Consider the following 25729-nt stretch of genomic DNA (forward strand, 5'->3'; position numbering starts at 1 on the left):
AACAAAAACGCCCGCCGAAGCGGGCGTGATCGTTCCAGGCAAAGCCGCTCAGTGCATCACTAGCGGGTGCGTCATCACATTGTCGAACTTGCCGAGAAAATCGTCGACTTCCTCCACGGATGGCTCGCTTTCAATCAGGCGTTTGACGTCGGCGCGGAAGCTCTCGGCCAGGTGGCCGCCGAGGAAGATTTCGCGCTTCAGGTTCTTGTCGACGATTTCATAGCCACCGAACTCAAGCGGCGCCTGATCGACATCCGCACCAAATTCCACGATGCAGTAGTTGTCGCTGTTGTAGATCATTTGCATGGCACACCTCCTGGGCGTCATGGATGGGCGGCATGCCCTTGTGGTTCTTGCCTCAGTTGATGCCTTGAGGGGGCGCCGCGGCTTTACCTCCAAACTTGGGGTGACCGGCGGGAAATCAAGTTATTGGTGCGGGTCACCTCGTTGCCACGATTTTCTGCCTTACATAGATTGGGCATCGGCCAATGCAACAAGTTTCTTGAGCCTTCCACATCAGTGTGTTGCTTGTCACGGAACGTCGCACTGCCCCCCGCATGCGGCATTCCCAAGAAAGGCGTCCAGCGCGGCGTGGAAGCGCTCGGGCTGCTCCACGTGCACCAGGTGCGCCGCTTGCGGCACGACCTCGAGCCTGGCACCGGGGATGGCCGCGGCAATGCTCTGTGCCATCGCCACGGTTGCGCCCTGGTCCTGCTCGCCCGCTACTACCAGCGTAGGACAATGAATGCGGGAAAGCGCGCCGGCGAGGTCAAAAGCCATGATCGCCTCGGCCACACCCACGTATCCACGTACCGGCGTCGCCACCAGCCTGTCGCGAATGCGCGACACCTGGTCGCGATGCGCCTCATGGAAGGCCGGCGTCAGCCAGCGCCCGAGGGTGGCATCGGCCATGCCGGCCATGCCATGGGCCTCGGCCTGGCCGATGCGGTTGTGCCACATCGGGTGCGCCTCCATCGGGGTCTGGCTGTTGGTGGCCACCAGCGCCAGCGACAACAGCCGCTCGGGGTGGCGCAGCCCCATGGTCTGCCCGATCATGCCGCCCACGGAAATCCCGCAGAAGTGCGCCTGGGGGATCTGCAGCGCGTCCATCACCGCGACCACGTCGTCGGCCAGCCGCGTCATGGTGTAGGGCCCGAGCGGGGCGTCGCTGGCGCCGTGGCCGCGCATGTCAGGGCGCACCACGCGATAGCGGCCCGCCAGGTGCTGCGCGGTGGCATCCCACAGCGTGTGGTCGGCAGCCAGGGCGTGGGCCAGGATCACCCAGGGCCCGTCCGCCCCGTCCACGCGCACGTGCAGGTCGGCGCCTTCGGCGTGGATGCGTTGGGTTTCGGCGGGTGGCGTGGCAACGGTCATGGCTGGGCTCCTATCGGTCAGGTGATGCGTCGGGAGGCGCGCGCCGCGGTCCTACTGCCCTTCCTTGCCGCGGTACACCAGGTCGATCTGGGTGCCGTCGGGCTCGGTCTGGCGCAGGCGCACCGGCATCCAGCCCAGCGACTGCGCCAGCCACAGCTCGACGCGGCGCCGGTCATTGGCACGGCGCTGCAGCCGCACAAAGTGCTTTGCGCGTATCACGCCGTGGCCGGTGTCGATCTCGTCCTCTCCAACATACTGCACTTGCATGGGTTCCACATCCCGCGTGTCGGCCACAAGGAACGCTTCCGTCACTCCTGGGGTGGTATATCGCTGGGGATTGCCGCGCACCAGCCCCACCAGCTGCAGGAATACGCTGAAGCGGTCCTGCGCGCCGGGCGGGAACGGCGCCTGCGTGCCCGAGGCAAGCACCGCGGTGCCGGCCGCGGCATCGAAACGCGAGGTCTCGGTCTTGTTGCGGCGGCGTTCTTCGTAGCGTTCCGGCAACAGTCCCTGCACGGCCATCGCGCCGCCGCTCTGGAAGGCAAAGCGGAACCACAACACGCGGGTTTCGACCGCCAGCCGGTAGCGGCTGCCGTCCTGCTCCCAGCGGATCAGGCCGTCGGGGTTCTGCACGCCGTTGACGAAGCTGGCGTAGTGCATCGTCGCCGACGGCGGTGGGTCATAGCGCACGCCATCGACGCCGCCCTGCGGGCCGCCGGATGGCGCGGCGGCAGGCGCGGCAGGCTTGGCCGCGCTGCCTTCGCCGCCGGTGCCCGAAGCCATCTCGGCCGGGCCCTGCGGGCTGGTGGCGAGCGGGGGAGCGGGTGCTTCCTGCGGCGCGGGTTCCGGGGCCGGCCTGGGCTGCGGGCGCAGGCGCGGCACTGGCCGCGGCGTGGGCGGGGCTGGCGGCCTGGGTGGCGGCAGCAGCACCGCTTCCAGCGTGGGCGTGTTGCTGACATCCACCGGGATCAGCGGCCCCGGCATGCGCACAAAGCCCACCACGGCCAGCACGTGGACCAGCAGCACCAGGGCGATCACGATGATCCAGCGCCGCCGGCGCCAGACGCGGGGATCCGCGCCGGGCCGGGCCTGGAGACTAGGATTGGCCGGTTTCTCCGGCCGGGGTGGCTGCACCAAGGTAGCCAAGTTCCGATGAGAGCTGTTGGGCGATGTCGCGGATGCGACGATCCATCGTACCGCCCCATTCTGCATCGAATATGCTCTGCGCGCCCAGTACGATCAGCCCCATGGCCAGGTGGCCGTTGGCGTTGAACACCGGCATCGAGAATGCATTGATGCCCGGCAGCACGCCGCCGAGCGTGCGCGCCGCGCCATGCGCGCGCACCTCGGCGCAGATCGCGTCGTAATCGGCCAGCGAGCGCGGCATGTCGGGCACGCCGTCATTGCCGCGTGCGCCCAGTTCGCGCTCGATCAGCGGCAGGGTCTGCTTGCGCGGCAGATAGGCGCCGTAGAGCCGGCCGGTGGCGGAGTTCAGCATCGGCATCACATCGCCCAGGCGCAGGCTGACAGTGACGGGATGGCTGGATTCCTCCCAGTGCACCACGGTCGGACCGTGGTTGCCCCACACGGCAATGCCGGCGGTCAGGTCCAGTTCGTCGCGCAGCTGCGACAGGATCGGGCGCGCCTTCTTGACCGGATCGAGACGGTTCAGCCCGGCCAGGCCCAGTTGCAGCGCGAACGGGCCCAGGTCATAGCGCCCGCTGACGGGGTCCTGCGCCACCGCGCCCAGCCGCATGAAGCTGACCAGGTAGCGATGGGCCTTGGCCGGGTTCATGCCGGCGGCGGCGGCCAGGTCGCGCAGCATCATCGCGCGCGGCGACACCGCCAGCGCCTGCAGCAGCCTGAAGCCCACCTCGATGGACTGGATGCCGGAACGCAGCTTGGTGTCTTCTTCTTCGATCTCTGACATGCGGCGGATGGTTGGCTATACCCGGGGGGCGGGGGAAATTCGTAGGTGAATTTACTATAGCGAAATCGATTTACCAATTTTTAAGCCATCGGTAGACTTTCTTCGCAACAGACCTGGCCGGCGGCATGCCTCTCGTGCAAGCCCGCCCGAACCGGGCCCCTTTTTAACACGGAGACAACCGATGCGCCCCCTTGGCTACTTCCGCCCCGCCCTCGCCGCATTGACGGCCGCTACCCTGTTTGCCGCCCTGTTCACCGCGAGCGCCCCCGCACGCGCCGACGACTGGCCGTCGCAGCCGATCCGCTGGGTCGTACCCTATCCCGCCGGCGGCGGCACCGACGTGGTGGCGCGCACCGTGGCCCAGGCCATCACCCCGGGGCTGGGCAGGCAGGTAGTGATCGACAACCGCCCGGGCGCGGCCACCATCGTCGGCGCCGATGCCGTGGCGCATGCCAAGCCCGACGGCTACACCGTGCTGACCGCCGACACCGCCACGCTGGCCGCCAATCCGTCGCTGTACAAGAAGCTGCCGTACAACCCGGACAAGGACTTCGTCTACATCGGCCAGCTTGCGCGCTTCCCGCTGGTGCTGGTGGCCAATCCCAACTTCCCGGCGCGCACGCTCAAGGAAGTGGTCGAGTACGCGCAGAAAAACCCGGGCAAGGTCAATTTCGCCTCGCCGGGCGCGGGCAGCCCGCACCACCTGGCGATGGAACTGTTCATGGACCAGACCCGGGTCAAGATGACGCACGTGCCCTACAAGGGCGCGGCGCCGGCGGTGCAGGACCTGCTCGCGGGCCAGGTCGACCTGATGTTCCTGGACCTGGCCTCGGGCCAGCAGAACGTGCAGGCCGGCAAGCTGCGCGCGCTCGGCGTGGCCACGCCCAAGCGCCTTACCGTGCTGCCCAGCGTGCCGACCGTGGCCGAGGGCGGCGTGGCCGGCTTCGAGGCTTACGCCTGGCAAGGCATGGTGGCGCCGGCCGGCACGCCCAAGGCCGTGGTCACGCGCCTGAACGCCGAGCTGGTCAAGGCGCTGAAGACGCCCGAGGTGCAGAAGAAGCTGGAAGGCGTGGGCGTGGAAGCGGTCTACAGCACGCCTGAGGAATTCGCCAGCTACGCGCGCGCCGAGGGCGAGCGCTGGGGCAAGCTGATCAAGGCCAAGGGCATCACCGTCGACTGACTGGCGCGCGGGCGGGCCACGGTAGACTAGCGGCCACCGCGCCTGCGATGCAGGCGCCCCTGATCCCTACCCCATCGCATCCATGAAACTCGCAACCCTGAAGGACGGTTCGCGCGACGGCCAGCTGGTGGTCGTGTCGCGCGACCTGAAGACTGCCCACTACGCCACCGACATCGCCGGCAAGCTGCAGACCGTGCTGGACGACTGGCCGTTCTACGCACCGCAGCTGCAGGACCTGTATGACGCGCTCAACGCCGGCCGCGCGCGCCACCCCTTCCCGTTCGCCCCCAAGGACTGCATGGCGCCGCTGCCGCGCGCCTACCAGTGGGCCGACGGCTCGGCCTATGTCAACCACGTTGAGCTGGTGCGCAAGGCGCGCGGCGCCGAGATGCCGCCTGAGTTCTGGACCGACCCGCTGATGTACCAGGGCGGCTCGGACGATTTCGTCGGTCCGCAGGACGATATCGTCTGCGCCAGCGAGGCGTTTGGCATCGACTTTGAGGCCGAGGTGGCCGTGATCACCGGCGATGTGAGGATGGGCGCCACGCCCGAGCAGGCCGGCGAAGCCATCCGCCTGGTGATGCTGGCCAACGATGTCTCGCTGCGCAACCTGATCCCGGCCGAGCTGGGCAAGGGCTTCGGCTTCTTCCAGAGCAAGCCGGCCACGGCGTTCTCGCCGGTGGCGGTGACCCCCGACGAACTCGGCGAGGCCTGGCGCGAGCGCAAGGTGCACCTGCCGATGACCGTGCACTGGAACAGCAAGAAGGTGGGCCAGCCCGACTGCGGCACCGACATGGTGTTCGACTTCGGCCAGCTGATCGCCCATATCTGCAAGACCCGCAATGTGCGCGCCGGCAGCATCGTGGGCTCGGGCACGATCTCCAACGTCGACCGCAAGAAGGGCTACTGCTGCATCGCCGAGAAGCGCATGCTGGAAACCATCGATGAGGGCAAGCCCGTGACCGAGTTCATGAAGTTCGGCGACGCGGTCAAGATCGAGATGTTCGACGCGCAGGGCCATTCGGTATTCGGCGCGATCGACCAGCTGGTGGCAGCGGCCTGACGCACGTTGGGGCCGCGGGGTGCGGCGGCAAGCCGGATGTGCATATAATTAACCGACCGCTCGGTTGGCAAATTAACGATGCATGCGGCGCGCCGCTAACCCCGTACCTCTCAGGCCCCCAATGACTACCCCCACCGCTGACTCCACGCCCCTCTCCCCCCGCTACGAGCGCTATCGCGCACTGACGCTGCGCCGCCACGGCCCCATCCTCGAAATCATCATGGGCGCGGCCCAGTCGGCCAACCAGAAGCTGGCCACGGCGGACGCCAACATGCACCGCGAGCTGGCCGAGATCTGGCGCGACGTATCCGCCGACCCCGAAGTGCGCGTGGCGCTGATCCGCGGCGAGGGCAAGGGCTTCTCGGCCGGCGGCGACCTGGCCCTGGTCGAAGACATGGCCAACGATTTCGAGACCCGCACCCGCGTCTGGCATGAGGCGCGCGACCTGGTCTACAACGTCATCAACTGCGACAAGCCGGTGGTCTCCGCCATGCACGGCCCGGCGGTCGGCGCGGGGCTGGTGGCGGGGCTGCTGGCCGATATTTCGATCGCGGCCAGGACCGCGCGCATCGTCGACGGCCATACCCGGCTGGGCGTGGCCGCGGGCGACCATGCCGCCATCGTGTGGCCGCTGCTGTGCGGAATGGCCAAGGCCAAGTACTATCTGATGCTGTGCGAGTCGGTCAGCGGCGAGGAAGCCGAGCGGATCGGCCTGGTCTCGCTGGCGGTGGAAGAGGACGAACTGGTGGCGCGCGCGTTCGAGGTGGCCAACCGGCTGGCGGCCGGGTCGCAGACCGCGATCCGCTGGACCAAGTACGCCCTCAACAACTGGCTGCGCATGGCCGGCCCCGCCTTCGATACCTCGCTGGCGCTTGAATTCATGGGCTTTGCCGGCCCCGACGTGCACGAAGGCATGGCGAGCCTGCGCCAGAAGCGGCCGCCACAGTTCAGGTAACGACGACGCAGCCGCCGGCCCGACGGGCCCTCCTGGCCAATCCCGGGGCTGCGCCGCACACGGAGCGCTCAACCATGTTCGGACAGATTCCCGATTTCACCAACGGCTTCGACTTCATGCGCCGGCTGTGGGGCAGCGGCAGCGGCATGCCCTCCGGCCTGATGCCCGGCCTGCAGGCGATGACGCCGCCGATGGACCTCGACGACCTCGACAAGCGCATTGCCGACCTGAAGGCCGTGGAGAGCTGGCTGCAGCTGAACACCAACCTGCTGCGCACCACCATCCAGGGCCTGGAAGTGCAGCGCGCCACGCTGGTGGCGCTGCAGACCTTCGGCAACGCGCTGTCGCCCGAGTCCATGCAGTCCGCCATGGAGAACGTCGCGCGCGCGGCCAACACGCCCAGTGCCACGACGCCGGAGCGCGCCGCCGGCGCGGATGCCGGCAGCGGTGCGCAACCGGAGCCGCCTGCCGCCGAGCGCCCGCAAGCTGCGGCCAGCGACACCGATTCCGCCTTGCCGCCCAACGCCTCGCTGTGGTGGGACCTGCTGCAACAGCAGTTCAACCAGATCGCCAGCAGCGCCGCCGCGGCCAGCATCGCCCCGTTCGGCATGGGCGGCTTCGGCGCCGCGGCCGGCCCCGAAGCCGCAGCGCAAGCGGCTGCTGCAAAGCCGAAGACGGGCGCGCCTGGCAAGGCCGCCTCCGCCGGCACGGGCAAGCCTGCCGCCAAGAAGGCGCCGGCAAAGAAGGCACCGGCCAAAAAGGCGGCCAAGGCAAAGCCGGCCAAGGACGCGGGCAACGGCGATGACAATGGCAAGAACGGGGGCAAGAACGGAGGCCACAACGGCGGCGGCAGCCACGGCGCCAACGGCAGCAGCGCAGCCTGACAGCCAAGAACCCCGACAAATCGTCCACGCCAACGCAATGCACCGCGAGTCCTTCCCGGCCCCCCACCCCGCGCTGCAATCCGGACCCGATCCTGCCGCCACCGCACTGATCATGATGGGCGGCGGCGCGCGCGCCGCCTACCAGGCGGGCGTGCTGAGCGGGCTGGCACGCATTGCCGCGCGGCACGGCAAGGGCCATGGCGCGATGCCCTTCGGCATCATCGCCGGGACCTCGGCAGGCGCGATCAACGGCGCCGGGCTGGCGGTCCAGGCGGGGGACTTCCAGGCCGCCACGCAGAGCCTGGCGGCGCTGTGGCACAGCATTCATGCCGACGACGTCTACCGCACCGACGTGCTGCGCGTGGGCATGTCGGGCGCGCGCTGGCTGTCGACGCTGGCGCTGGGCTGGGCCACGCAGCGGCGCGCGCCCCGCGCCCTGTTCGACAACACCCCGCTGGGCAGCATGCTGGGCGAGCTGTTCGAGCCCGAGCGCGTGCAGGCCAGCCTGGACAGCGGTGCGCTGCAGGCATTCGCGGTCACCGCGCTGTCCTACAGCACCGGGCGCCACGTGACCTTCTACCAGTCACACCACCGCATCCATCCGTGGCACCGCAGCCAGCGCATTGCGATCCCGGCGCAGATCACGGTGGAGCACCTGCTGGCTTCCGCGTCGATCCCGTTCCTGTTCCCGGCGATGCCGCTGGAGCTGGACGGCCACCATGAGTGGTTCGGCGACGGCACCATGCGGCAGATGTCGCCGCTGTCGCCGGCGATCCACCTGGGCGCGTCGCGCGTGCTGGCGATCGGCGCGGCCTCGCGCCAGCGCTCGGGCTGGTATGACACCGTGCCGGCCGGCGGCTACCCGTCGCTGGCGCAGGTGGGCGGGCAGGCGCTGGCCAGCATTTTCCTGGACGGGCTCAACGCCGACCTGGAACGGCTGCTGCATATCAACCGCTTGCTAGCGCGCATGCCGGAGGTGGCCGGCGACCGCGAGGGCTGGCGCCCGGTGCAGGTGATGACGATCTCCCCCAGCGAGCCGATCGAAGCCATTGCCGCCGAGCACCAGAAGCAGTTGCCGCGCACAGTGCGCGCCCTGCTGGCGCCACTGGGCGGCACCGAGGCGCGCGGCGCCGCCTTTGCCAGCTACCTGCTGTTCGAACCCGCCTTCACCCAGGCCCTGATGGCGCTGGGCGAGCGCGACGCCGAGGCCCAGGCGGACGAGCTGGCAGCGTTCCTGTTCGGCATCATCCCAGGCACGCCACCGGCCGCGCAGCCGGTGGACGAACGTGCGCTTTCACCCTGAGCAGCCTGCCGCACATGGCGTCCTGCCAGGCGCCGCGGCTGGCACATTGAGGTGTCAGCGTTGCGCTGATCGCCCGCAATATGCAGCCGGCGGCGCCAAACCGCGTCAAAAAGCGTTGCATTTGCCCCGATCCGGACTAAAAAAGAGAAGAGAATAATTCGCATCTGGTAGAATCTGCCCGTAATTTCAAAGGCTTACCATGCTCTACCCCGAACTGTTCAAATCGTTGGAAGCCGTCCGCTGGCACATGGACAAGGACATCCCCTGGGAATCCTTTGACGCCAGCATGCTGACGGACGACCAGGCCAAGACCATCCGGATGAATGCGATCACGGAATGGTCCGCCCTGCCCGCGACCGAGATGTTCCTGCGCGACAACCGCCACGATTCTGATTTTTCGGCGTTCATGAGCATCTGGTTCTTTGAGGAACAGAAGCACTCGCTGGTGCTGATGGAGTACCTGCGCCGCTTCCGCCCGGACCTGGTGCCGACCGAAGAAGAACTGCACGCGGTTCGCTTCGAGTTCGACCCGGCCCCGCCGCTGGAAACCCTGATGCTGCATTTCTGCGGCGAGATCCGCCTGAACCACTGGTACCGCCGCGCCGCCGAATGGCACACGGAACCGGTGATCAAGCATATCTACCGCACCCTGTCGCAGGATGAAGCCCGCCATGGCGGCGCCTACCTGCGCTACATGAAGAAGTACCTGGCCCAGTTCGGCGACAGCGCGCGCGCCGCCTTCGCCAAGATCGGCGTGCTGATGGCCTCGGCCCGCCGCACCGAGAAGCCGCTGCACCCGACCAACCTGCACGTCAACAAGGCGCTGTTCCCCAACGACACGGTGCAGTCGCGCCTGCCGGACCCGGACTGGCTCGAGCACTGGCTGGACGAGCAGATCCGCTTCGACGAAGGCTGGGAGAAGAAGGTCATCGAACGGATCCTGCACAACATGTCGCTGCTGTTCGAACGCACCTTTGAAACGGTGCAGGACCTGAACCGCTACCGCAAGGAACTGAACGCCAGCCTGCAAGGCACGGGCGGGGCCCAGCCGGCGCAAGCCTGAGCGGCCAGTCCGACAGCACGAAAAAAAAGCCCCGCCGAAGCGGGGCTTTTTTTTGCCCTTTTTTTTCCTTTACGCATTCCCGACAAATGCGACCCGCCGCGGCGCACCGGACCTGGTCCGGCTGTGGCGGGTATTCTGCATTGCTGTTTTCCTTATCCTGGAAAATCAAGCGCTCGGCATGATAAGCGAGCCAGCTGCCATGCAGGTAGTAGCCGGTTACTACTTCATTCCATTCCCGTCCCACGCACTGCCGCGCTGTCACGCGTCGACGGCAAACCCATGCCTGGCGCCCCTTCATCGAATAAATTTATATCATAAAATAAAATATTTAAATCACGCGCCGATTATCCCGACAACCTATTCTTTGCAGATTCGACATTACGAATTCATTTAATTCGTGGTGTAATGCCTCGTAATTCCGATAACATCTGCATTACCGCCAGCCGCAGCTGGCAATTCTCCACAGGGTCATTTGCCCGGGTGGAATCGCAGCAGCCTTCACGACCAGGTTGCCCCGCCCGGAGATCCGCTCACCCGCAACGTACGGGCCAGGCGTGGTTGGCACGGCAACACTGCCGTCCGCACATTTTCATACCGGCGCGCGATAACGATCAGGCAGGGGTAAAGGATTGCGGCATATCGATTTCAAAGCACTGTCCGTCTTCATCCAGGTAATGCGCTACGGCAGCATCAGCGTGGCCGCGCAGGCTCTCGGCATCCGCCAGCCCACGGTGGCCTATGCCATCCGCAAGCTGCGCGACGTGACCGGCGACCAACTGTTCTTCGAGCGGCGCGGCACCGTGGTGCCGACTGAGTACGGGCTGCGCCTGGAGCGCGCCGCGGCCGGCATCCTGGAACGCTGGCACGGCCTGGTGACGCAGGCCGGGGAGCGGCCACAGCGCAGTGCGGGGTCGCCCCAGGTGCTGCGCATAGGCTTGTCGATGGCGCTGGGAGATCCCGCGCTGGCGCAGGTGCTGGCAAGCCTGGCGGCCGCATTGCCCGATGTGCATCTCACCTCCAGCACGATCGGCAACGGCCAGCAGACCGGGCAGGCCCTGGCCCGCGGCCAGATCGACTGCGCCGTCACGGTCGACGGACTGCCCTGCGCGGGCGGCGTCATGGCCGAGCACGTGATGATGGCCCAGCGCAGCCTGATCCGGCTGGCACCGGCGCGAGCCGCCGGCAATCTCGACGAACGCGGCGCGCCGGACCCGCGCGAGCACTGGACCCTGCTGACCGGACCGACGACGCCGATACCGAACACCCCGTGCGGCGCTACCTGGCCGGCGTGGCCGACGATGTCAGGCTGACCGTGGCGCCGTCATGGAATGCGCAGATGGCGCTGTGGCGCTCGCGCGGCGGCGTGACGCCGGTGCTGAAGTACAACGTGCCCTGGGTCGACGGCGCCAACGCGGCCTATGTGGCGGACGTACCCGAAGGCTTCCCGGCGTGGGCCAGCGTGCGCCTGCTCTACCTGGGCGGCAACGCGCAAGCCGCGCATATCGACGCCGTGCGGCAGGCGCTGCAGGGCACCTTGCGCGGCATTGCCACCGCGTCGGTGCAGCAGGCCAAGCCGGTTTCCGATCCGGCAGCCAGGGATGTCGCCAACGACGCGGCCATGAGGCTGTGCGAGACGGGGTAACCAGGACCCCACCGCCGGCGGGGATCACAAGAAGGGGTACCATCTCGGGCAAGCACGCCGGCTCCGACCAGGGGCCGGCCCCCACTTTCCGATGCCGACCCCATGTCCGTACCCGCTTTCGAATCCAAGCTGACCCTGCCTGACACCCCCGCCGCGCTGGCCGCGCGCATCGCCGCCTTGCCGCGCCCGCTGGTGTTCACCAATGGCGTCTTCGACATCCTGCACCGCGGCCATGCCACCTACCTGGCACAGGCGCGCGCACTGGGCGCGAGCCTGGTGGTCGGCGTCAACAGCGATGCTTCCGTAAAGATGCTGGGCAAGGGCGACGACCGCCCGCTGAACCATGAATCGGACCGCATGGCGCTGCTGGCCGCGCTGGAGTCGGTCGACCTGGTGGCGATGTTCCGCGAACAGACCCCGGTGGAACTGATCCGCCTGGTGCGCCCCGACATCTACGTCAAGGGCGGCGACTACGACATCGACACGCTGGAAGAAACCCGGCTGGTGCGCAGCTGGGGCGGCCAGGCCTACGCCATCCCGTTCCTGCACGACCGCTCGACCACCAAGCTGCTGACCAGGGTACGCCAGGGCAACTGAGGCAGCTCAGGGCGCTCAGGAACAGGCCAGCACGTCCTCGGCGCCGTAGCGCTGGCGCATGGCCTCGAGCCGGGCGCGCGCCGCGTGGTCGGCATCGCGCACGCGCAGCCACTGCCGCGTGAGCGGCCGCGCGGCCTCGGTCAGCATGGCGGTGCGCACGCCGTGGCCGCGCAGGGAATCGAGATATTGCTCGGCACGCTCGCGCTCGCGGAAGAGGCCCAGCGACACCGTATAGGTCGTGGCCTCAGGCGTGCCGGCGGTCACCAGCGAGTACTCCGTCACATTGCGCCGGCGCAGCTCGGCCAGCTTGCGCTCGGCATGCTCGCGCGTGGGCTGCGTGGGCAGATGAACCCACCAGCGCACCTGTTCCTGCCGCGCGAACGCTTCCACGCGCAGCGCAGCGGCAGCCAGGTCTTCAGTGGCGCGGCGCGCCGCCTGGGCGCTGAAGCCACCGATCTCGATGCAGGCTGCCGCCAGCGTGGCCGACGGCAGCGCGCTGCGCGGCGCGGCATCCGCCGCTGGTGCCGATGCCGGCGCCTGCACCCGCATCCGCTCCCCACGTACCTGCTGCTGCAGCCGCTGCGGCTCACGCGGGGTTTCAAACCAGCCGGCCAGCGGGTTCGCGCCGAACACCCCGAGCACCGCCCCCAGCAGCACGGCATTGGCGAGCAGCAGCAACAGCGGGACGATGCGCGGCGAGGGTGGCCGGGCGGGCTGGCCTGGGGCGGTCATGGGTCGGGGCGGATTGAGGCGTGTGAGAAGTTGCGCTGCGCGCTAGCCGCCGGCCGATGCCATCGCGTGCAGGCCGAGCAGCACCAGATTATCGTGCATCTCGAACGGCACTGCGAGCGCGCCTGCCAGCGCGCCGCGGGCACCGCCGGACAGCAGGCAGCGCACGGGGCAACGCGCCGGCCCGCGCTCGCCCAGCGCACGCCAGGTGCGTTCGATGGCGCCGGCCTGCGCGGCCAGGCAGCCTGCGGCAATGGCGTCGTGCGTATTGTCGGCCCAGCGCAGGTGCGCGCCCGCCACGGTGCCGGCATCGTCCACGTCCAGCGCCGGCAGCTGCGCGGTGTTGCGCGCCAGCGTGCCCAGCATCAGCGCCAGCCCGGGCAGGATCAGGCCGCCCTCGAAGCGCGCGCTGCCATCCGCCGCGGCCGTGACGATATCCAGCGTGGTGGCCGTGCCCGCGGTCACCACCAGCAGCGTGTCGTGCGGCAGCCAGCGGTGTGCGCCGATGGCGCCGACCCAGCGGTCAACGCCCAGTTGCGTGGGCTCGCGGTAGCCGTTGGCCAGGTTGCCGTGCGCGGCGGCGCTGCGCACCCATTGCACCGGCGCACAGCCCCCGAAGGCGTCGGCCAGCGCTGCATCCACAGCGGCCGCAATCACCGGCCCGGCGACGTTGCTGATCCACACCGACGGCATCGGCCCGCTGCCGCGCAGCGCGCGCAGGTCCGCGGCCAGTGTCTGCAGCGCGCCGGCGTCGGCATGGGCGACCGCGCCGCCGTGCTGCCACGGCGTGGGCAGCGCGCCGGTGGCGGGCAGCGCCGCACCGGCTTCGCACCAGGCCCACTTGAGGCGGGTATTGCCAATGTCGATCAGCAGATGCGGCGCGCTCATGCGGTGTCTCCCTGCCCCGGCGCGGGCCGCAGCGACAGCTCGCCGCTGGCGATGCGCTCAAGCCCCGCCGGCGTTTCCAGCAGCAGGTGGCCAGCCTCGTCGACGCCGCGCGCCATGCCTTCGGCGATCACCTTGCCATCGTGCAGCAGCCGCACCGGCTGGTCGCGGTAGGCATCGGCCGCAGACCAGCGCCGCGCCATCGGCCCGAAACCGTGCGCCAGGAACGCGGTGCGCATGGCCGCCAGCCGTTCCAGCAGCGCGGCCAGCAGGCGCGGGGCATCGCGCTGCGCGTCGAAGCCGGGCACGGCCTCGGCCACGCCAGCCAGCTCGCGGCCCAGTGCCGCTTCCATCTGCGCGTCGCGCACCAGGTTCAGGCCGATGCCGATCACGGCCCAGACACGCTGCGGCCCGGCGGGCACCGCCTCGATCAGGATGCCGGCCAGCTTGCGGCCATCGATCTGGAGGTCATTGGGCCATTTCAGCCCGATCCGTGCGCCGAGGCCCGCATCGACATCGCCCAAGGCCTCGGCCAGCGCCAGGCCCACGGCCAGGCTCAGGCCGCTCAACTGCGCCGGCGCCAGCGCCAGCGGCAGTGCCACCGAGAAGGTCATGCCTGCCTGCCCCTGCCACGGCCGGCCCTGGCGCCCGCGCCCCGCGGTCTGGCGGTAAGCCAGGCGCAGCACGGCGGCATCGGACCACGGCGCCTGGCGGCAGGCCGCGGTCAGGTCGGCATTGGTGGAGCCGGTTTCCTCCACCAGCTCCAGCGTCCAGTCGCTCAGCGCGGGCGACAGCATGCCGCGCAGCGCGCCGGCATCGATGCGCCAATCGGCGTTGGATGGGGCGGAAGGGTCGGATGGGGCAGGAGGAACGGCGGACATGCGCGGCAAAGGGCTGGGATCGATGGCGATCGTAGAAAACACAGGCGGGGACAGGGGTGCGGCCCGGGTGCCTGCGGCAGATGCCGCATTGTAGCCGCGCCGCCGCCTCGGCACGGCGCGGTCGCGCCAGCGGGGCGGGTGGCTTAGAATCGAGACTCGGCCATCACATCGCATGCCCTTGGAACGCCAGACGACGCCAGACTTCCATATCACGCGCGGGGACGGAACCGTCAGCGTAGAGCTGCGTGGCGACTGGACCGCGCTCGCCCTGGCCGGCTGCCACCAGGCGCGGCAGTTGCGCGCGCAGCTGCATGAGCTGGCGCAGGCGCCAGACAGCGCGCAGTGGTCGCTGGCCGGCGTCGAGCGGCTGGACCATATCGGCGGGCAACTGTTGTGGCAGGCCTGGAACGGCGCGCTGCCGCAGCGGCTCGATGCCAGCGAGGGCCAGCGCCGCGTGTTCGAGCGCATCGCCGCGGTGCAGGACGAGGGCTGGAAGAAGCACATGGTGGACCGCTTCAACCCGGTTACGCTGTTCGGCGCCAACGTGCTGTCGTTCGGCGCGCAGCTGGGCATCGGCGTCACCATGCTGGGCCAGCTGGCCTTCGACCTGCTGCGCCTTGCGCGCGTGCCGCAGCGCGGCCCCTGGCGAGAGATCTCGGCCAACATCTATAACGTCGGCTACAAGGCACTCGGCATCACCGCGCTGGTGGGCTTTTTGATCGGCATCGTGCTGTCGTACCTGTCGGCCAACCAGTTGCGCACCTTTGGCGCCAGCACCTTTATCGTCAACATCCTCGGCATGGCGGTGATCCGCGAGTTGGGCCCGGTGCTGGCGGCGATCCTGATCGCGGGGCGCTCGGGCTCGGCCATCACCGCGCAGATCGGCGTGATGCGCGTGACGGAAGAACTCGATGCCATGCGCGTGATGGGCATCTCGCACGGCTTCCGGCTGATCATGCCGCGCGTGATCGCGCTGGCCGTTGCGATGCCGCTGCTGGTGGCGTGGACGGACGTGATGGCGCTGGCCGGCGGCATGCTGGCCGCGCGCATGCAGCTGGGCATCAGCGCCGCCTTCTTCCTGCGCGAGCTGCCCGACGCCGTGCCGGTGGCCAACCTGTGGCTGGGCTTGGGCAAGGGCGTCGCCTTTGGCATCCTGATCGCGCTGACCGCGTGCCACTTCGGACTGCGCATCAAGCCCAACACGCAAAGCCTGGGCGAAGGCACTACCGCCTCGGTGGTGACCGCCATCACCATCGTGATCCTGGCCGACGCGGTCTTCGCCATCCTGTTCAAGGACGTGGGCCTGTGAGCGCGGCGCCAGCTACCGGCACCCCGGACGGGAAGGTCCGCAAGGACCGCACCCCGGTCATCGAGGTGCGCAACCTGGTCAAGCGCTTCGGCAAGGCCGTGGTGCATGACCATGTCAACCTGGACGTCTACCGCGACGAGGTGCTGTCGATCGTGGGCGGCTCGGGCAGCGGCAAGACCGTGCTGCTGCGCCAGATCGTGGGCCTGGAGCGGCCCACCTCGGGCAGCATCAAGGTGTTCGGCGAAGACCCGACCCGGCTGCGCCCGGCGCAGCTGCAGGCGCTGCGCAGCCGCTGGGGGCTGCAGTTCCAGCGCGGCGCGCTGTTCTCGGCGCTGTCGGTGATCGACAATATCGCGCTGCCCCTGCGTGAACTGCGCGCGCTGCCCGACAACCTGATCTGCCAGGCGGCGCTGCTCAAGCTGCAGCTGGTGGGCCTGTCGGCGCGCGATGCCGACAAGATGCCGTCGGACCTGTCCGGCGGCATGATCAAGCGCGTGGCGCTGGCGCGCGCGCTGGCGCTGGAGCCCGAGCTGCTGTTCCTGGACGAGCCCACCGCCGGGCTGGACCCGATGGCCTCGGACGACTACGTGGCGCTGATCCGCGAACTGCGCCGCGAACTGGGCCTGACCGTGGTGATGATCACGCACGACCTGGACACGCTGGTGGCGTTGTCCGACCGCGTCGCGGTGCTGGCCGACCACAAGGTGATCGCCGCGGCGCCGATCCCTGACGTGGTGAAGGTGGACCACCCCTTCATCCGCGAGTACTTCCTGGGCGAGCGCGCCCAGCGCGCCATGCAGGCGCTGCCACCGCACGGGCAGCCGGATGCGGCGCCCCCTGGAGAAGCATGATGGAAAACAAGTCACACGCATTCCTGGCCGGCGTGTTCACCATCGGACTGGCCGTGCTGGTGCTGTTCGCGATCTTCTGGTTCAGCAGCGACCACGCGGTGCGCGTGCCGTATGACCTGATCACGCGCTCCACCGTCAACGGCCTTGGCCCGCAGGCCGACGTCAAGTACCGCGGGCTGGCCGTGGGCAAGGTCGAGTCGATCAAGTTCGACCCGCAGGTGCCGGGCCAGATCATTGTGCGCGTCAACGTCAACAAGGACACGCCGATCACGCGCACCACCTATGGCACGCTGGGCTTCCAGGGCGTGACCGGGATCGCCTACGTGCAGCTCGACGACTCCGCCGCGCACGACCGCGCCACGGCCTCGCCGCCGTTGCCGACCTCGCCCAAGGCGGTGGCGCGCATCGCCATGCGCCCCGGCTTCTTCGAAGAGCTGGAAAAGCGCGGCGATTCGCTGCTGGCCCAGACTGAAACGCTGATGGCCTCGCTCAGCGACATGTTCCAGGGTGCCAACCGCGCCGAACTGATGGCAGCGATCCGCTCGGTGCGCAAGACCGCCGAGGACTACTCGCGGCTGTCCGATTCGCTGGCTCCGGCTGCGAGCCGGCTGCCCAGGGTGGCAGAGAACCTCAATGCCACGCTGGAATCGACCCGGCGCCTGACGCAGGAGCTGGCCAACCCCAACGGCACGGTGATGCGCACCGTCGACAGCGTCGGGCGCGACATGCAGGGCGCGGCCTCGTCGGTGCAGTCCGCGGCGGGCACCTTCAGCGAAGAGACCCTGCCGCAGCTCAATGGCCTGGCCCGCGACGCGCGCCAGACCGCGCGCACCTTCGAGCGCGCCGCCGGCCAGTTCAACGAGAGCCCGAGCAGCGTGCTGTTCGGCGCGCCCGCGCCCGCGCCGGGTCCGGGCGAGCCGGGCTTCAGCGCACCGTAGCGCGGCCCGCATGCCGCCCCTCACCCGATACCGCCAACCGCGAGATACCGCCGTGACCCCTGCGACCGAGATGCCACGCTTTCTCCGATCCGCGCGCTCCCGCCTCCGGGCCGCCCTGCTGCTGGCCGCCGCGGGGCTGGCGCTGTCAGGCTGCGCGCTGACGCGCGGCAATGATCCCACCGTCACCTACGACCTCGGCCCGCCGGCCGCCGCCACCCCCGGCAACGGGAACCCTGCGCCGGCGCGGCTGCCCAAACTGCGCTTGGCGCAGACCGACGGGCCCAACTGGCTGGATGGCAACGCCCTCTTCTACCGGCTGCAGTATGCGCAGGCGCAGCGCCTGCAGGCCTACGCCACGCAGCGCTGGGTGATGTCGCCCACGCGCCTGTTCGACGAGCGACTGCGCGAGGCCGTGGCCGCGCGCGGCACGCTGAGCTGGTTCGGCGACAGCAGCGTGCCTGCGCTGAAGGTGGACCTGATCGAGTTCGACCAGGTGTTCGACAGCGCCACCACCAGCGCAGGCGTGGTGCGGCTGCGCGCCACGGTGTTCCAGCAAGGCATGCTCGGCCAGCAGACCTTCGAGGCGCGCCGGCCCGCGGCCAGCGCCGATGGCGCCGGCGGCGTCAAGGCGCTGGCCGAGGCCAGCGACGCGGTGATCGCGGCGCTGCTCGACTGGATCGGCACGCTGCAGCTAAAGTAGACACGCAAGGAGACATGCCATGGAGCCGGCTCCCCTGCCGCCCTCCGCGCCGCCCCCGGCGGCTCAGCCAAGGCCAGAACCCACCAGCCCGCAGCACTCGCCGCTGGCCCGCGTGGGGCTGCTTTGCTTCACGCTGCTGGTCGTGTACGCCAGCCTGTACCCGTTCTCGGGCTGGGTCGACAACGGCGTTTCGCCGTTTGCCTTCCTGAGCGCGCCCAAGCCGCGCTACATCACCGACTTCGACCTGCTGACCAATGTGCTGGGGTACTTCCCGTTCGGCGCGCTGGTGGTGCTGTCGCTGCATCCGCGCATGTCGGGCGGGCGCGCCACGCTGGTGGCGCTGGTGGCCGGGGCGCTGCTGTCGGCCTGCATGGAGGCCTTCCAGACCTGGCTGCCAAGCCGCATCTCTTCCAATATCGACCTGATCACCAATGCGCTGGGCGCGCTGCTGGGCGGCGCGGTGGTGGCGCCGTTCACCCGGGCCCTGATCGACGACGGGCGCCTGACGCGCCTGCGCCATGCGTGGTTCGAGCCGCACGCCAGCTTTGCCATCATCCTGCTGCTGCTGTGGCCGTTTGCGCAGGTGTTTCCGCAAGAGCACCTGTTCGGCATGGGCGGCATCGTGCGCGAATGGCTGACCGACCCGGAGTCCTGGCCGATGCAGGTGCTGCAGATGGTGTTCCCGCAGCTGGAGGCCTGGCAGGATCATATCGGCCTGCGGCCCGAGGACATGCAGAGCCAGCAGTTGCTGGAATCGCTGGTGACCGCGAGCAGCTGGGTCGGCACGGGCCTGTTTGCCTCGATCGCAATGCGCCGCAGCGCGCCGATGCTGCGCATCCTGGCCGGCCTGCTGGCGGCGGCGCTGCTGCTCAAGGCCACCGCGGCCGAACTGCAGTTTCCGTCCGAGAGCGCCTTTGTCTGGCTGTCCGAGGGCGGGCGCTTTGCCTTGCTGACCAGCTCGCTGGTGCTGGCGCTGCTGCTGTACCTGCCGCGCTGGCTGCGCGCGGTGCTGGCGATGGTGGCGCTGATCGTGCTGGTGGTGCTGACCAATGTGCTGCCATCCAACCCCTATGCGTGGATCTCGGAGCAAGGCTGGCGCATGGGCCGCTTCATCCACTTCAACAGCCTGGCGCAATGGCTGGGCTGGCTGTGGCCGTTCCTGGCGTTCTGCTATGTGATCTGGCGCTTCGAACAGGTCAGCCTGCGCCGCCATGCCAGGAAAAAAGCCGCGGCGCGCCGTGAGGCGGCCGCGGCCGGTACGCAGGAATAGCCATAGCGCTGGCGGGCCTAGTGCAGTTGCCCGCCTTGCTCGCGCACATCGGCGCGGGTCGACAGCGCCGTCGCCACCGCCGCGCGCAATCCCTTCACCAGCGTTTCCTGCGCCAGGCTCGGCTGGCCCGGATGGCGCGCCGCCTGCTCGGGCAGGTAGGGGATATGGATAAAGCCGCCGCGCACGTCGCCATCCGGCTGCTGCGCCAGCCGGTGCATCAGCCCGTAGAAGACATGGTTGCAGACGAAGGTGCCGGCGGTCTGCGATACCGAGGCCGGCACGCCCGCCGCGCGCATGTCGCGCACCATCGCCTTGATCGGCAGCGTGGCAAAGTAGGCGGCCGGGCCGCCTGCCACGATGGCGGTATCGATCGGCTGGGCACCGGCGTTGTCGGCAATGCGCGCATCGTCGACATTGATCGCCACGCGCTCCACCGACATCTCGGTGCGCCCGCCGGCCTGGCCCACGGCAATCACCAGCGCGGGCCGCAGCACATCGACCAGCTCGCCGATGGTATCGATCGCCGCGCCGAACACGCACGGCAGCTGCCGCGCCACGATCACCGTGTCGCCCACGCGCTCGCCGTCGAGCGCGCGCACTGCCTCCCATGAGGGATTGATCGGTTCATTCTCGAACGGCTCGAAGCCGGTCAGCAGCACAGTACGCATGGCGGGGCTCCGCGGTTACATCAGGAAGTACAGCAGCGCGATATTGGCCACCAGGATCGCCAGCGCGGTGGGCACCTGCGCGCGGATCACGGCGTTCTTGTCGTCGAGTTCCAGCAGTGCCGCCGGCACGATATTGAAGTTGGCCGCCATGGGCGTCATCAGCGTACCGCAATAGCCCGAGAACATGCCGATCGCCGCCATCACCGCCGGGTTGCCGCCGAACATGCCGACCAGGATCGGCACGCCCACGCCGCCGGTCATCACCGGGAAGGCCGCGAAACCGTTGCCCATGATCACGGTGAACAGCGCCATGCCCACGCAATAGACCGCCACCGCCACCAGCTTGTAGTCCATGTTGATATAGGCGGTGGACAGGTGCGCCACGGCCTTGCCCACGCCCGCGTCGGCGAACACCAGGCCCAGCATCGCCAGCATCTGCGGCAGCACCAGTGCCCAGCCGAGCGAGTCGGTCAGCCGGCGCGACTCGCGCAGGCCCTGCGCCACGGTGTCGCGCGTGAGCCAGCACACCACCGCCAGCGAGATCAGGCAGCCGATCCCCAGCGAGACAAAGGTCACGTTCTTGGGATCGAGCAGCGGCACGCCGGCGATCTTGACGTCCTTGAACAGCATGGTGCCGATCACGGTCACCAGCGGGATCAGCAGCGCCGGGATGAACAGCTTGTTGCCCAGGCGGCGCGCGCTGGCGCGGCGTTCTTCCTCGGGCAGGCTGTGGTGCTTGCCGTGGCCGACGCCGCCGAAGCCCGCAATCAGCGCCATCACCACCGCGCCGATGCCGACCGCGGCCGGCGGCAGCCGGTCGCCAACCAGGAACACGATCGCGTACAGCAGCCAGAACAGGCCGGTGCTGAGGCGGCGCGGATGCTCGCGGTCGGCGAAGGTCATCAGCGCGGTGATCGCCAGCACCAGGCCGGCGAGCCAGTAGAGATATTCGATGGAAATGATCATGGCGCGCTCCTTACTCGGCGCTCTTAGCAGGCACGGCGGCCGGGGCGGCCTTGCCGCCCAGTTCGCGCTCAAGCCAGTGGTCCAGGCGCTTCAGGCGCACGGCGTGGATCAGGAAGGCGCAGATCGCGGTGGGGATGCCCCACACGGCAATATGCAGCGGCTCCACGTCGATGTTCGACGACAGCAGGAAGGTGTGCATCAGCGCGATCGCGCCGAAGGCCACGAAGATGTCCTCGCCAAAGAACAGGCCGACATTGTCGGTGGCGGCGCAGAACGCCAGGATGCGCTGGCGCACCGGCTCGGGCAGGTGGCCGAAGCGGTTCTCGGCCGCGCCCTCGGCCATCGGCGCCAGCAGCGGGCGCACCATCTGCGGGTGCCCGCCCAGGCTGGTCAGGCCGATCGCCGCGGTCAGCTCGCGCACGCCCAGGTAGACGATCAGCAGGCGGCCAACCGTGGCCGACGCGATGCGCGCAATCCATGCTTGCGCATGCTCGCGCAGCCCGTGCCGCTCCAGGAGGCCGATCACGGCCAGCGGCAGCAGGATGATCAGCGGCAGGTTGCGCGCCTTGACGAAGGCGGTGCCGATCGCCGAGAAGATCTGCATCAGCGGCATCGGCGCGGCCAGCCCGGTGGCCAGCGCGGCGAGCACCACCACCAGCATGGGATTGAAGCGCAGCACGAAGCCGATGATGATGACGCCGACCCCGACAAGGGGCCAGAGATTGACTGCCTGTTCCATAAGAGACACCAAACGAGTGTGATGGAGGCGAGCGGACGGCAGCCGTCTTACCGCACGACGGGGCCGGCCGCAGTGGATGCTGGCGGTTGAGACGAAACGCTCAGTCGCCGGCGCGAATCGCGATGCCTTCCGCGCCCAGCCGTTCCCGGATGCGGCGCGCAAAGGCCAGCGCGTGGGCGCCGTCGCCGTGCAGACACACGGTTTCGGCTTGAATCGGTACCCAGGTGCCGTCGATGGCGCGCACGCGTTTCTCGCGCACCATGGTCAGGGTCTGGTTCAGGGCGACTTCCTCGTCCTCATGCAGCGCACCCGGCGTGCCGCGCTTGACCAGCGTGCCGTCCGGGTTGTAGCCGCGGTCGGCAAAGACCTCCTGCTTGACGCGCAGGCCGGCCTCTTTGGCGATATCGATCATCTGGCTGCCGGCCAGGCCGAAGAACACCAGGTCGGCATCGAAGTCGCGCACCGCGCGCACGATGGCGCGGGCCAGCGCCGGATCGCGCACGGCCTGGTTGTACAGCGCGCCATGCGGCTTGACGTGATGCAGCTCGCCGCCCTGCGCGCGCACGATCGCGTCGAGCGCGCCGATCTGGTACAGCACGTCGGCGTAGACGGCTTCCGGGTCGCGCTGCATCTCGGTGCGGCCGAAGTTCTCGCGGTCGGGATAGCTCGGGTGCGCCCCGATCGCCACGCCGCGCTCCAGCGCCCACTTCACCGTCTGCACCATGGTGGCCGCGTCGCCCGCGTGCCAGCCGCACGCGATATTGGCCGAACTGATCAGCGCCAGCAGCGCCTCGTCGTTGTCACAGCCTTCGCCGAGATCAGCGTTCAAATCGATCTGCATTGCCATTCTCCTGTGCGGCGCATTGCGTCGCCCGATTACAGTTGCGCGTGCGCGCCTATGCGGCCACGCGCGTGCGTGCGCGCCGCCGTGCGGCGATGGGCATGCCATCGCCCTGCCACTGCAGCGCCTGGTCGATCAGGCGCAGGTAGCGCTCCAGCTCGGCCTGCGCCGCCTCTGCCTGCGCCAGCGTCACCTGCACGAAACGCACCGGCGCACCCAGCGGCACCTGTGCCAGCCGCCACAGGTCCGCGCCGATCACCACGCCGATCTTGGGATAGCCGCCGGTGGTCTGCGCATCGGCCATCAGCGCGATCGGCTGGCCGCCCGGCGGCACCTGCATCACGCCCGGCACCACGCCATGCGACAGCAGGTCGGCGCTGCGCTCGGCGCGCCGCGCCAGCGCGGGCCCGTTCAGGCGCAGCCCCATGCGGTTGCTGTTGGGCGTGACGGTCCAGTCGGCCTGCCACAGCGCGGCCTGCGATGCCGCGTCGAAGTCCTCATATTCAGGCCCCGGCAGCATGCGGACCGGCGTGGCCTTGCCCTCGATGCTGGCGGGCAGCGCCCACGCCGGCGCCTGTACGCCGATCCAGTCGGTCTCGGCCACCAGCCCCGGGCGCGCCGCCGCCAGGCGGTCGCCTTCCTGCAGCGCGCGCCCGCCCAGCCCGCCAAAGCCTGACTTCAGGTCGGTGCTGCGCGAACCCATCACCGGCTCGACGTCGATGCCGCCCGCCACGCACAGGTACACGCGCGTGCCGCCGCGCGTCGACGGCAGCGTCAGCGTCTCGCCCTTGTGCACGTCAAAGGCATGCCACGACCACACCGGCACGCCGTCCAGGTTGGCGCCGCATTCGGCGCCGGCCAGCGCCACGCGCATATCGGCATGGAAGCGCAGCGCGGCGCGGCCCAGCGTGAATTCAATGGCGGCGCAGCCCGGCGCATTGCCGAGCAGGCGGTTGCCGACTTCCACCGCCAGCATGTCCATGGCCCCGCAACGGCCGACGCCAAAACGGCGAAAGCCGGTACGGCCCAGATCCTGCACCGAGGCGAGCGCGCCGGGACGAATGACTTCGATCACGCGATGACTTCCTCGGCAACAAAGCGCACGGTATCGCCGGGCGCAAACAGGGACGGCGGATCCCGGTCCGCCACGAAGAGCTCGGCGTCGGTGCGCCCGATCAGCTGCCAGCCGCCCGGCAGCACCGCCGGATAGATCCCGGTCTGCTCGCCACCAATGCCGACCGACCCGGCCGGCACCGCCACGCGCGGCTCACGCCGGCGCGGCGTGGCCAGCTCCGGCGCCAGGCCGCCCATATAGGCAAATCCCGGCTGGAAGCCCAGGAAGTAGACGACGTACTCGCCGGCAGCGTGGCGGCGCACCACTTCCTGCGGCGTCAGCCCGGTATGGGCCGCCACATCGCCCAGGTCCGGGCCATGCTCGCCGCCGTAGCGAACCGGGATCTCCACCAGCTTGCCGGTCGCATTGCGCGCCTCGCCCGAGGCCCACGCGAGCTTCAGGTTGCGCTCCAGCGCGTCCACATCGGCGCTGCCGTCGAAGATCACGGTCAGGTTGTTCATGCCCGGCACCACGTCAACCACCCCGCGCCAGTCCGCTGCCCGGGCAGCCATCGCCCAGATCCGGCGCTGGACTTCCAGCGAGGCGGGGGGAGCCACGCTGTACAGCAGCGCCTGTTCGGCGAGTCGGTGGACGGTGCAGTTCATGAGATTCCCGGTAGCGCACTTGCTACCAGTTTAGACAGGCAAGCCGGAATGTGACGTGTTTGTATTTCATCGATAATTTATCGATGAATTCATCATATCGAAACGAAGCGAGGAGAAACAGTCAGGATTGACCCTAGGGGCGCAAGGGCCACTGCGACCGGCTGCACCATGGCTGGGCACCAAAGAAAAACGGCCGGGAAATCCCGGCCGTCTCGTCTCGATCAGTGTGCAGCGCTGTCGTTCAGGCAAACCCCGCCTGATGCGCCTGCTGGTCAGCATGGTACGAACTCCGCACCATCGCGCCCACCGCAGCGTGGGTGAAGCCCATCTTGTAGGCCTCTTCCTCGAACATCTTGAACGTATCGGGATGCACGTAGCGCAGCACCGGCAGGTGGTGGTTGGACGGCGCCAGGTACTGGCCGATGGTCAGCATGTCGATATCGTGGGCGCGCATGTCGCGCATGACTTCGAGGATTTCCTCGTCGGTCTCGCCCAGGCCCACCATCAGGCCGGACTTGGTCGGCACGTTGGGGTTGCGGCGCTTGAATTCCTGCAGCAGCTTGAGCGAGTGCGCATAGTCCGCGCCCGGGCGGGCCTGCTTGTACAGGCGCGGCACGGTTTCCATGTTGTGGTTCATCACGTCCGGCGGGCACGCCTGCAGGATGTCCAGCGCCTTGTCCAGGCGGCCACGGAAGTCGGGCACCAGCACTTCGATGCGGGTAATGGGCGACAGCTCGCGCGTCTGCGAAATGCAGTCGACATAGTGCTGGGCGCCGCCGTCACGCAGGTCGTCGCGGTCGACGCTGGTGATCACGACGTAGTTCAGCTTGAGCTGGGCGATGGTGCGGGCAAGGTTGCCCGGCTCGTTCACATCCAGCGGATCGGGGCGGCCGTGGCCCACGTCGCAGAACGGGCAGCGGCGCGTGCACTTGTCGCCCATGATCATGAAGGTGGCGGTGCCCTTGCCGAAGCACTCGCCGATATTGGGGCAGCTGGCTTCCTCGCACACCGTCACCAGGTTGTTGGCGCGCAGGATGTCCTTGATCTCATAGAAACGCGAATTGCCGGTGGCGGCCTTCACGCGGATCCAGTCCGGCTTCTTGAGCTTTTCGGCCGGCACGATCTTGATGGGGATGCGTGCGGTCTTGTCGGCCGACTTCTGCTTGCGGGTCGGGTCGTACTGCTCCGCGGGGGACTGCGGGGCTTCGCTGGAAGTGGCGATCAGGGCGTCGCTCATACATT

Annotated in this window: 28 protein-coding genes; 14 read left to right on the top strand and 14 right to left on the bottom strand. The window is 68.8% G+C overall.

Annotation, left to right across the window (positions count from 1 at the left end; all coding sequences use genetic code 11):
* Positions 1–48 precede the first annotated feature (48 nt).
* The 4 genes from ACW4E8_RS27915 to ACW4E8_RS27930 form a co-directional block, all read right to left on the bottom strand.
* Complete coding sequence (locus ACW4E8_RS27915; RefSeq protein ID WP_018314386.1) at positions 49–306, bottom strand: BTH_I0359 family protein; 258 nt, start codon at positions 304–306, stop codon at positions 49–51.
* Positions 307–531: 225 nt separating this feature from the next.
* Positions 532–1374, bottom strand: coding sequence for an alpha/beta fold hydrolase (locus ACW4E8_RS27920; protein ID WP_456807465.1), 843 nt, complete (start codon positions 1372–1374; stop codon positions 532–534).
* Positions 1375–1425: 51 nt separating this feature from the next.
* On the bottom strand, positions 1426–2412 hold the full coding sequence (locus tag ACW4E8_RS27925; RefSeq protein WP_456807466.1) for a DUF3108 domain-containing protein: 987 nt from the start codon (positions 2410–2412) through the stop codon (positions 1426–1428).
* A 58-nt stretch (positions 2413–2470) separates the two neighbouring features.
* Complete coding sequence (locus ACW4E8_RS27930) at positions 2471–3304, bottom strand: IclR family transcriptional regulator (RefSeq protein WP_153956614.1); 834 nt, start codon at positions 3302–3304, stop codon at positions 2471–2473.
* A 181-nt stretch (positions 3305–3485) separates the two neighbouring features.
* Here ACW4E8_RS27930 and ACW4E8_RS27935 point away from each other — a divergent pair, with 181 nt between their 5' ends.
* The 9 genes from ACW4E8_RS27935 (at position 3486) to rfaE2 (ending at position 11991) form a co-directional block, all read left to right on the top strand.
* Entirely contained in the window at positions 3486–4484 is a 999-nt protein-coding gene (locus ACW4E8_RS27935) for a Bug family tripartite tricarboxylate transporter substrate binding protein (protein WP_456807467.1), read from the top strand.
* 82 nt (positions 4485–4566) lie between these two features.
* On the top strand, positions 4567–5547 hold the full coding sequence (locus ACW4E8_RS27940; RefSeq protein ID WP_456807468.1) for a fumarylacetoacetate hydrolase family protein: 981 nt from the start codon (positions 4567–4569) through the stop codon (positions 5545–5547).
* A gap of 121 nt (positions 5548–5668) precedes the next feature.
* Positions 5669–6502, top strand: a complete 834-nt coding sequence (locus ACW4E8_RS27945; RefSeq protein WP_316152306.1) for an enoyl-CoA hydratase/isomerase family protein — start codon at positions 5669–5671, stop codon at positions 6500–6502.
* Positions 6503–6576: 74 nt separating this feature from the next.
* Positions 6577–7386, top strand: coding sequence for a PhaM family polyhydroxyalkanoate granule multifunctional regulatory protein (locus tag ACW4E8_RS27950; protein WP_456807469.1), 810 nt, complete (start codon positions 6577–6579; stop codon positions 7384–7386).
* A gap of 37 nt (positions 7387–7423) precedes the next feature.
* Positions 7424–8689, top strand: coding sequence for a patatin-like phospholipase family protein (locus ACW4E8_RS27955; protein WP_456807470.1), 1266 nt, complete (start codon positions 7424–7426; stop codon positions 8687–8689).
* A gap of 199 nt (positions 8690–8888) precedes the next feature.
* On the top strand, positions 8889–9752 hold the full coding sequence (locus ACW4E8_RS27960) for a ferritin family protein (RefSeq protein WP_078194744.1): 864 nt from the start codon (positions 8889–8891) through the stop codon (positions 9750–9752).
* A gap of 629 nt (positions 9753–10381) precedes the next feature.
* Positions 10382–11062, top strand: a complete 681-nt coding sequence (locus ACW4E8_RS27965; RefSeq protein ID WP_456807471.1) for a LysR family transcriptional regulator — start codon at positions 10382–10384, stop codon at positions 11060–11062.
* Positions 11020–11394, top strand: coding sequence for a hypothetical protein (locus ACW4E8_RS27970; RefSeq protein WP_456807472.1), 375 nt, complete (start codon positions 11020–11022; stop codon positions 11392–11394). The genes ACW4E8_RS27965 and ACW4E8_RS27970 overlap by 43 nt, the downstream gene beginning before the upstream one ends.
* Before the next feature lie 102 nt (positions 11395–11496).
* On the top strand, positions 11497–11991 hold the full coding sequence (rfaE2, locus tag ACW4E8_RS27975) for a D-glycero-beta-D-manno-heptose 1-phosphate adenylyltransferase (protein ID WP_456807473.1): 495 nt from the start codon (positions 11497–11499) through the stop codon (positions 11989–11991).
* Between the two features lie 15 nt (positions 11992–12006).
* Here the strand turns inward: rfaE2 and ACW4E8_RS27980 are convergent, their stop codons facing one another.
* Genes ACW4E8_RS27980 through ACW4E8_RS27990 form a run of 3 tightly spaced genes read right to left on the bottom strand, consistent with a single transcriptional unit; the run spans position 12007 to position 14486 of the window.
* Positions 12007–12723, bottom strand: a complete 717-nt coding sequence (locus tag ACW4E8_RS27980; protein ID WP_456807474.1) for an SPOR domain-containing protein — start codon at positions 12721–12723, stop codon at positions 12007–12009.
* Positions 12724–12765: 42 nt separating this feature from the next.
* Positions 12766–13608: a type III pantothenate kinase gene (locus ACW4E8_RS27985; protein ID WP_456807475.1), complete on the bottom strand. Its 843-nt coding sequence runs from the start codon at positions 13606–13608 to the stop codon at positions 12766–12768.
* Positions 13605–14486, bottom strand: a complete 882-nt coding sequence (locus ACW4E8_RS27990) for a biotin--[acetyl-CoA-carboxylase] ligase (RefSeq protein WP_456807476.1) — start codon at positions 14484–14486, stop codon at positions 13605–13607. The genes ACW4E8_RS27985 and ACW4E8_RS27990 overlap by 4 nt, the downstream gene beginning before the upstream one ends.
* Positions 14487–14658: 172 nt before the next feature.
* On the opposite strand from ACW4E8_RS27990, the gene ACW4E8_RS27995 reads away from it, so the two are divergent.
* The 5 genes from ACW4E8_RS27995 to ACW4E8_RS28015 are packed head-to-tail and all read left to right on the top strand — an operon-like array spanning position 14659 to position 19554.
* A complete protein-coding gene (locus ACW4E8_RS27995) occupies positions 14659–15795 on the top strand; it encodes an MlaE family ABC transporter permease (RefSeq protein ID WP_456807477.1) in 1137 nt (378 codons plus the stop codon).
* Entirely contained in the window at positions 15792–16646 is an 855-nt protein-coding gene (locus ACW4E8_RS28000; protein WP_456807478.1) for an ABC transporter ATP-binding protein, read from the top strand. Before ACW4E8_RS27995 ends, ACW4E8_RS28000 begins: the two co-directional genes overlap by 4 nt.
* A complete protein-coding gene (locus tag ACW4E8_RS28005; protein ID WP_456807479.1) occupies positions 16643–17584 on the top strand; it encodes an MlaD family protein in 942 nt (313 codons plus the stop codon). Before ACW4E8_RS28000 ends, ACW4E8_RS28005 begins: the two co-directional genes overlap by 4 nt.
* A gap of 52 nt (positions 17585–17636) precedes the next feature.
* Positions 17637–18284 (top strand): ABC-type transport auxiliary lipoprotein family protein, encoded by a 648-nt coding sequence (locus ACW4E8_RS28010; RefSeq protein WP_456807480.1) that lies wholly within the window; start codon positions 17637–17639, stop codon positions 18282–18284.
* Positions 18285–18303: 19 nt separating this feature from the next.
* Positions 18304–19554 (top strand): VanZ family protein, encoded by a 1251-nt coding sequence (locus ACW4E8_RS28015; protein ID WP_456807481.1) that lies wholly within the window; start codon positions 18304–18306, stop codon positions 19552–19554.
* A gap of 17 nt (positions 19555–19571) precedes the next feature.
* Here the strand turns inward: ACW4E8_RS28015 and pcp are convergent, their stop codons facing one another.
* The 7 genes from pcp to lipA form a co-directional block, all read right to left on the bottom strand.
* Positions 19572–20222 (bottom strand): pyroglutamyl-peptidase I, encoded by a 651-nt coding sequence (gene pcp / locus ACW4E8_RS28020; RefSeq protein WP_456807482.1) that lies wholly within the window; start codon positions 20220–20222, stop codon positions 19572–19574.
* A gap of 15 nt (positions 20223–20237) precedes the next feature.
* Positions 20238–21188 carry a DUF979 domain-containing protein gene (locus tag ACW4E8_RS28025; RefSeq protein WP_456807483.1) on the bottom strand — a complete coding sequence of 317 codons (951 nt, stop codon included), beginning with the start codon at positions 21186–21188 and terminating at the stop codon, positions 20238–20240.
* A gap of 10 nt (positions 21189–21198) precedes the next feature.
* On the bottom strand, positions 21199–21927 hold the full coding sequence (locus ACW4E8_RS28030) for a DUF969 domain-containing protein (protein WP_456807484.1): 729 nt from the start codon (positions 21925–21927) through the stop codon (positions 21199–21201).
* A gap of 100 nt (positions 21928–22027) precedes the next feature.
* Complete coding sequence (gene pxpA, locus ACW4E8_RS28035; RefSeq protein WP_456807485.1) at positions 22028–22768, bottom strand: 5-oxoprolinase subunit PxpA; 741 nt, start codon at positions 22766–22768, stop codon at positions 22028–22030.
* 55 nt (positions 22769–22823) lie between these two features.
* A complete protein-coding gene (locus tag ACW4E8_RS28040) occupies positions 22824–23843 on the bottom strand; it encodes a 5-oxoprolinase subunit C family protein (RefSeq protein WP_456807486.1) in 1020 nt (339 codons plus the stop codon).
* Positions 23840–24487, bottom strand: coding sequence for a 5-oxoprolinase subunit PxpB (gene pxpB, locus ACW4E8_RS28045; protein ID WP_114133774.1), 648 nt, complete (start codon positions 24485–24487; stop codon positions 23840–23842). The genes ACW4E8_RS28040 and pxpB overlap by 4 nt, the downstream gene beginning before the upstream one ends.
* Positions 24488–24728: 241 nt before the next feature.
* Complete coding sequence (gene lipA, locus ACW4E8_RS28050) at positions 24729–25724, bottom strand: lipoyl synthase (protein WP_456807487.1); 996 nt, start codon at positions 25722–25724, stop codon at positions 24729–24731.
* Positions 25725–25729: the final 5 nt, after the last annotated feature.

The sequence above is a fragment of the Cupriavidus sp. CP313 genome, assembly GCF_054072015.1.

What these genes read in the sequence shown, in the direction of transcription:
- ACW4E8_RS27915 (WP_018314386.1), bottom strand. Translation starts at nt 306, where the DNA reads ATGCAAATGATCTACAACAGCGACAACTACTGCATCGTGGAATTTGGT.
- ACW4E8_RS27920 (WP_456807465.1), bottom strand. Translation starts at nt 1,374, where the DNA reads ATGACCGTTGCCACGCCACCCGCCGAAACCCAACGCATCCACGCCGAA.
- ACW4E8_RS27930 (WP_153956614.1), bottom strand. Translation starts at nt 3,304, where the DNA reads ATGTCAGAGATCGAAGAAGAAGACACCAAGCTGCGTTCCGGCATCCAG.
- ACW4E8_RS27935 (WP_456807467.1), top strand. Translation starts at nt 3,486, where the DNA reads ATGCGCCCCCTTGGCTACTTCCGCCCCGCCCTCGCCGCATTGACGGCC.
- ACW4E8_RS27940 (WP_456807468.1), top strand. Translation starts at nt 4,567, where the DNA reads ATGAAACTCGCAACCCTGAAGGACGGTTCGCGCGACGGCCAGCTGGTG.
- ACW4E8_RS27945 (WP_316152306.1), top strand. Translation starts at nt 5,669, where the DNA reads ATGACTACCCCCACCGCTGACTCCACGCCCCTCTCCCCCCGCTACGAG.
- ACW4E8_RS27950 (WP_456807469.1), top strand. Translation starts at nt 6,577, where the DNA reads ATGTTCGGACAGATTCCCGATTTCACCAACGGCTTCGACTTCATGCGC.
- ACW4E8_RS27955 (WP_456807470.1), top strand. Translation starts at nt 7,424, where the DNA reads ATGCACCGCGAGTCCTTCCCGGCCCCCCACCCCGCGCTGCAATCCGGA.
- ACW4E8_RS27960 (WP_078194744.1), top strand. Translation starts at nt 8,889, where the DNA reads ATGCTCTACCCCGAACTGTTCAAATCGTTGGAAGCCGTCCGCTGGCAC.
- rfaE2 (WP_456807473.1), top strand. Translation starts at nt 11,497, where the DNA reads ATGTCCGTACCCGCTTTCGAATCCAAGCTGACCCTGCCTGACACCCCC.
- ACW4E8_RS27980 (WP_456807474.1), bottom strand. Translation starts at nt 12,723, where the DNA reads ATGACCGCCCCAGGCCAGCCCGCCCGGCCACCCTCGCCGCGCATCGTC.
- ACW4E8_RS27985 (WP_456807475.1), bottom strand. Translation starts at nt 13,608, where the DNA reads ATGAGCGCGCCGCATCTGCTGATCGACATTGGCAATACCCGCCTCAAG.
- ACW4E8_RS27990 (WP_456807476.1), bottom strand. Translation starts at nt 14,486, where the DNA reads ATGTCCGCCGTTCCTCCTGCCCCATCCGACCCTTCCGCCCCATCCAAC.
- ACW4E8_RS27995 (WP_456807477.1), top strand. Translation starts at nt 14,659, where the DNA reads ATGCCCTTGGAACGCCAGACGACGCCAGACTTCCATATCACGCGCGGG.
- ACW4E8_RS28005 (WP_456807479.1), top strand. Translation starts at nt 16,643, where the DNA reads ATGATGGAAAACAAGTCACACGCATTCCTGGCCGGCGTGTTCACCATC.
- ACW4E8_RS28015 (WP_456807481.1), top strand. Translation starts at nt 18,304, where the DNA reads ATGGAGCCGGCTCCCCTGCCGCCCTCCGCGCCGCCCCCGGCGGCTCAG.
- pcp (WP_456807482.1), bottom strand. Translation starts at nt 20,222, where the DNA reads ATGCGTACTGTGCTGCTGACCGGCTTCGAGCCGTTCGAGAATGAACCG.
- ACW4E8_RS28025 (WP_456807483.1), bottom strand. Translation starts at nt 21,188, where the DNA reads ATGATCATTTCCATCGAATATCTCTACTGGCTCGCCGGCCTGGTGCTG.
- ACW4E8_RS28030 (WP_456807484.1), bottom strand. Translation starts at nt 21,927, where the DNA reads ATGGAACAGGCAGTCAATCTCTGGCCCCTTGTCGGGGTCGGCGTCATC.
- pxpA (WP_456807485.1), bottom strand. Translation starts at nt 22,768, where the DNA reads ATGCAGATCGATTTGAACGCTGATCTCGGCGAAGGCTGTGACAACGAC.
- pxpB (WP_114133774.1), bottom strand. Translation starts at nt 24,487, where the DNA reads ATGAACTGCACCGTCCACCGACTCGCCGAACAGGCGCTGCTGTACAGC.
- lipA (WP_456807487.1), bottom strand. Translation starts at nt 25,724, where the DNA reads ATGAGCGACGCCCTGATCGCCACTTCCAGCGAAGCCCCGCAGTCCCCC.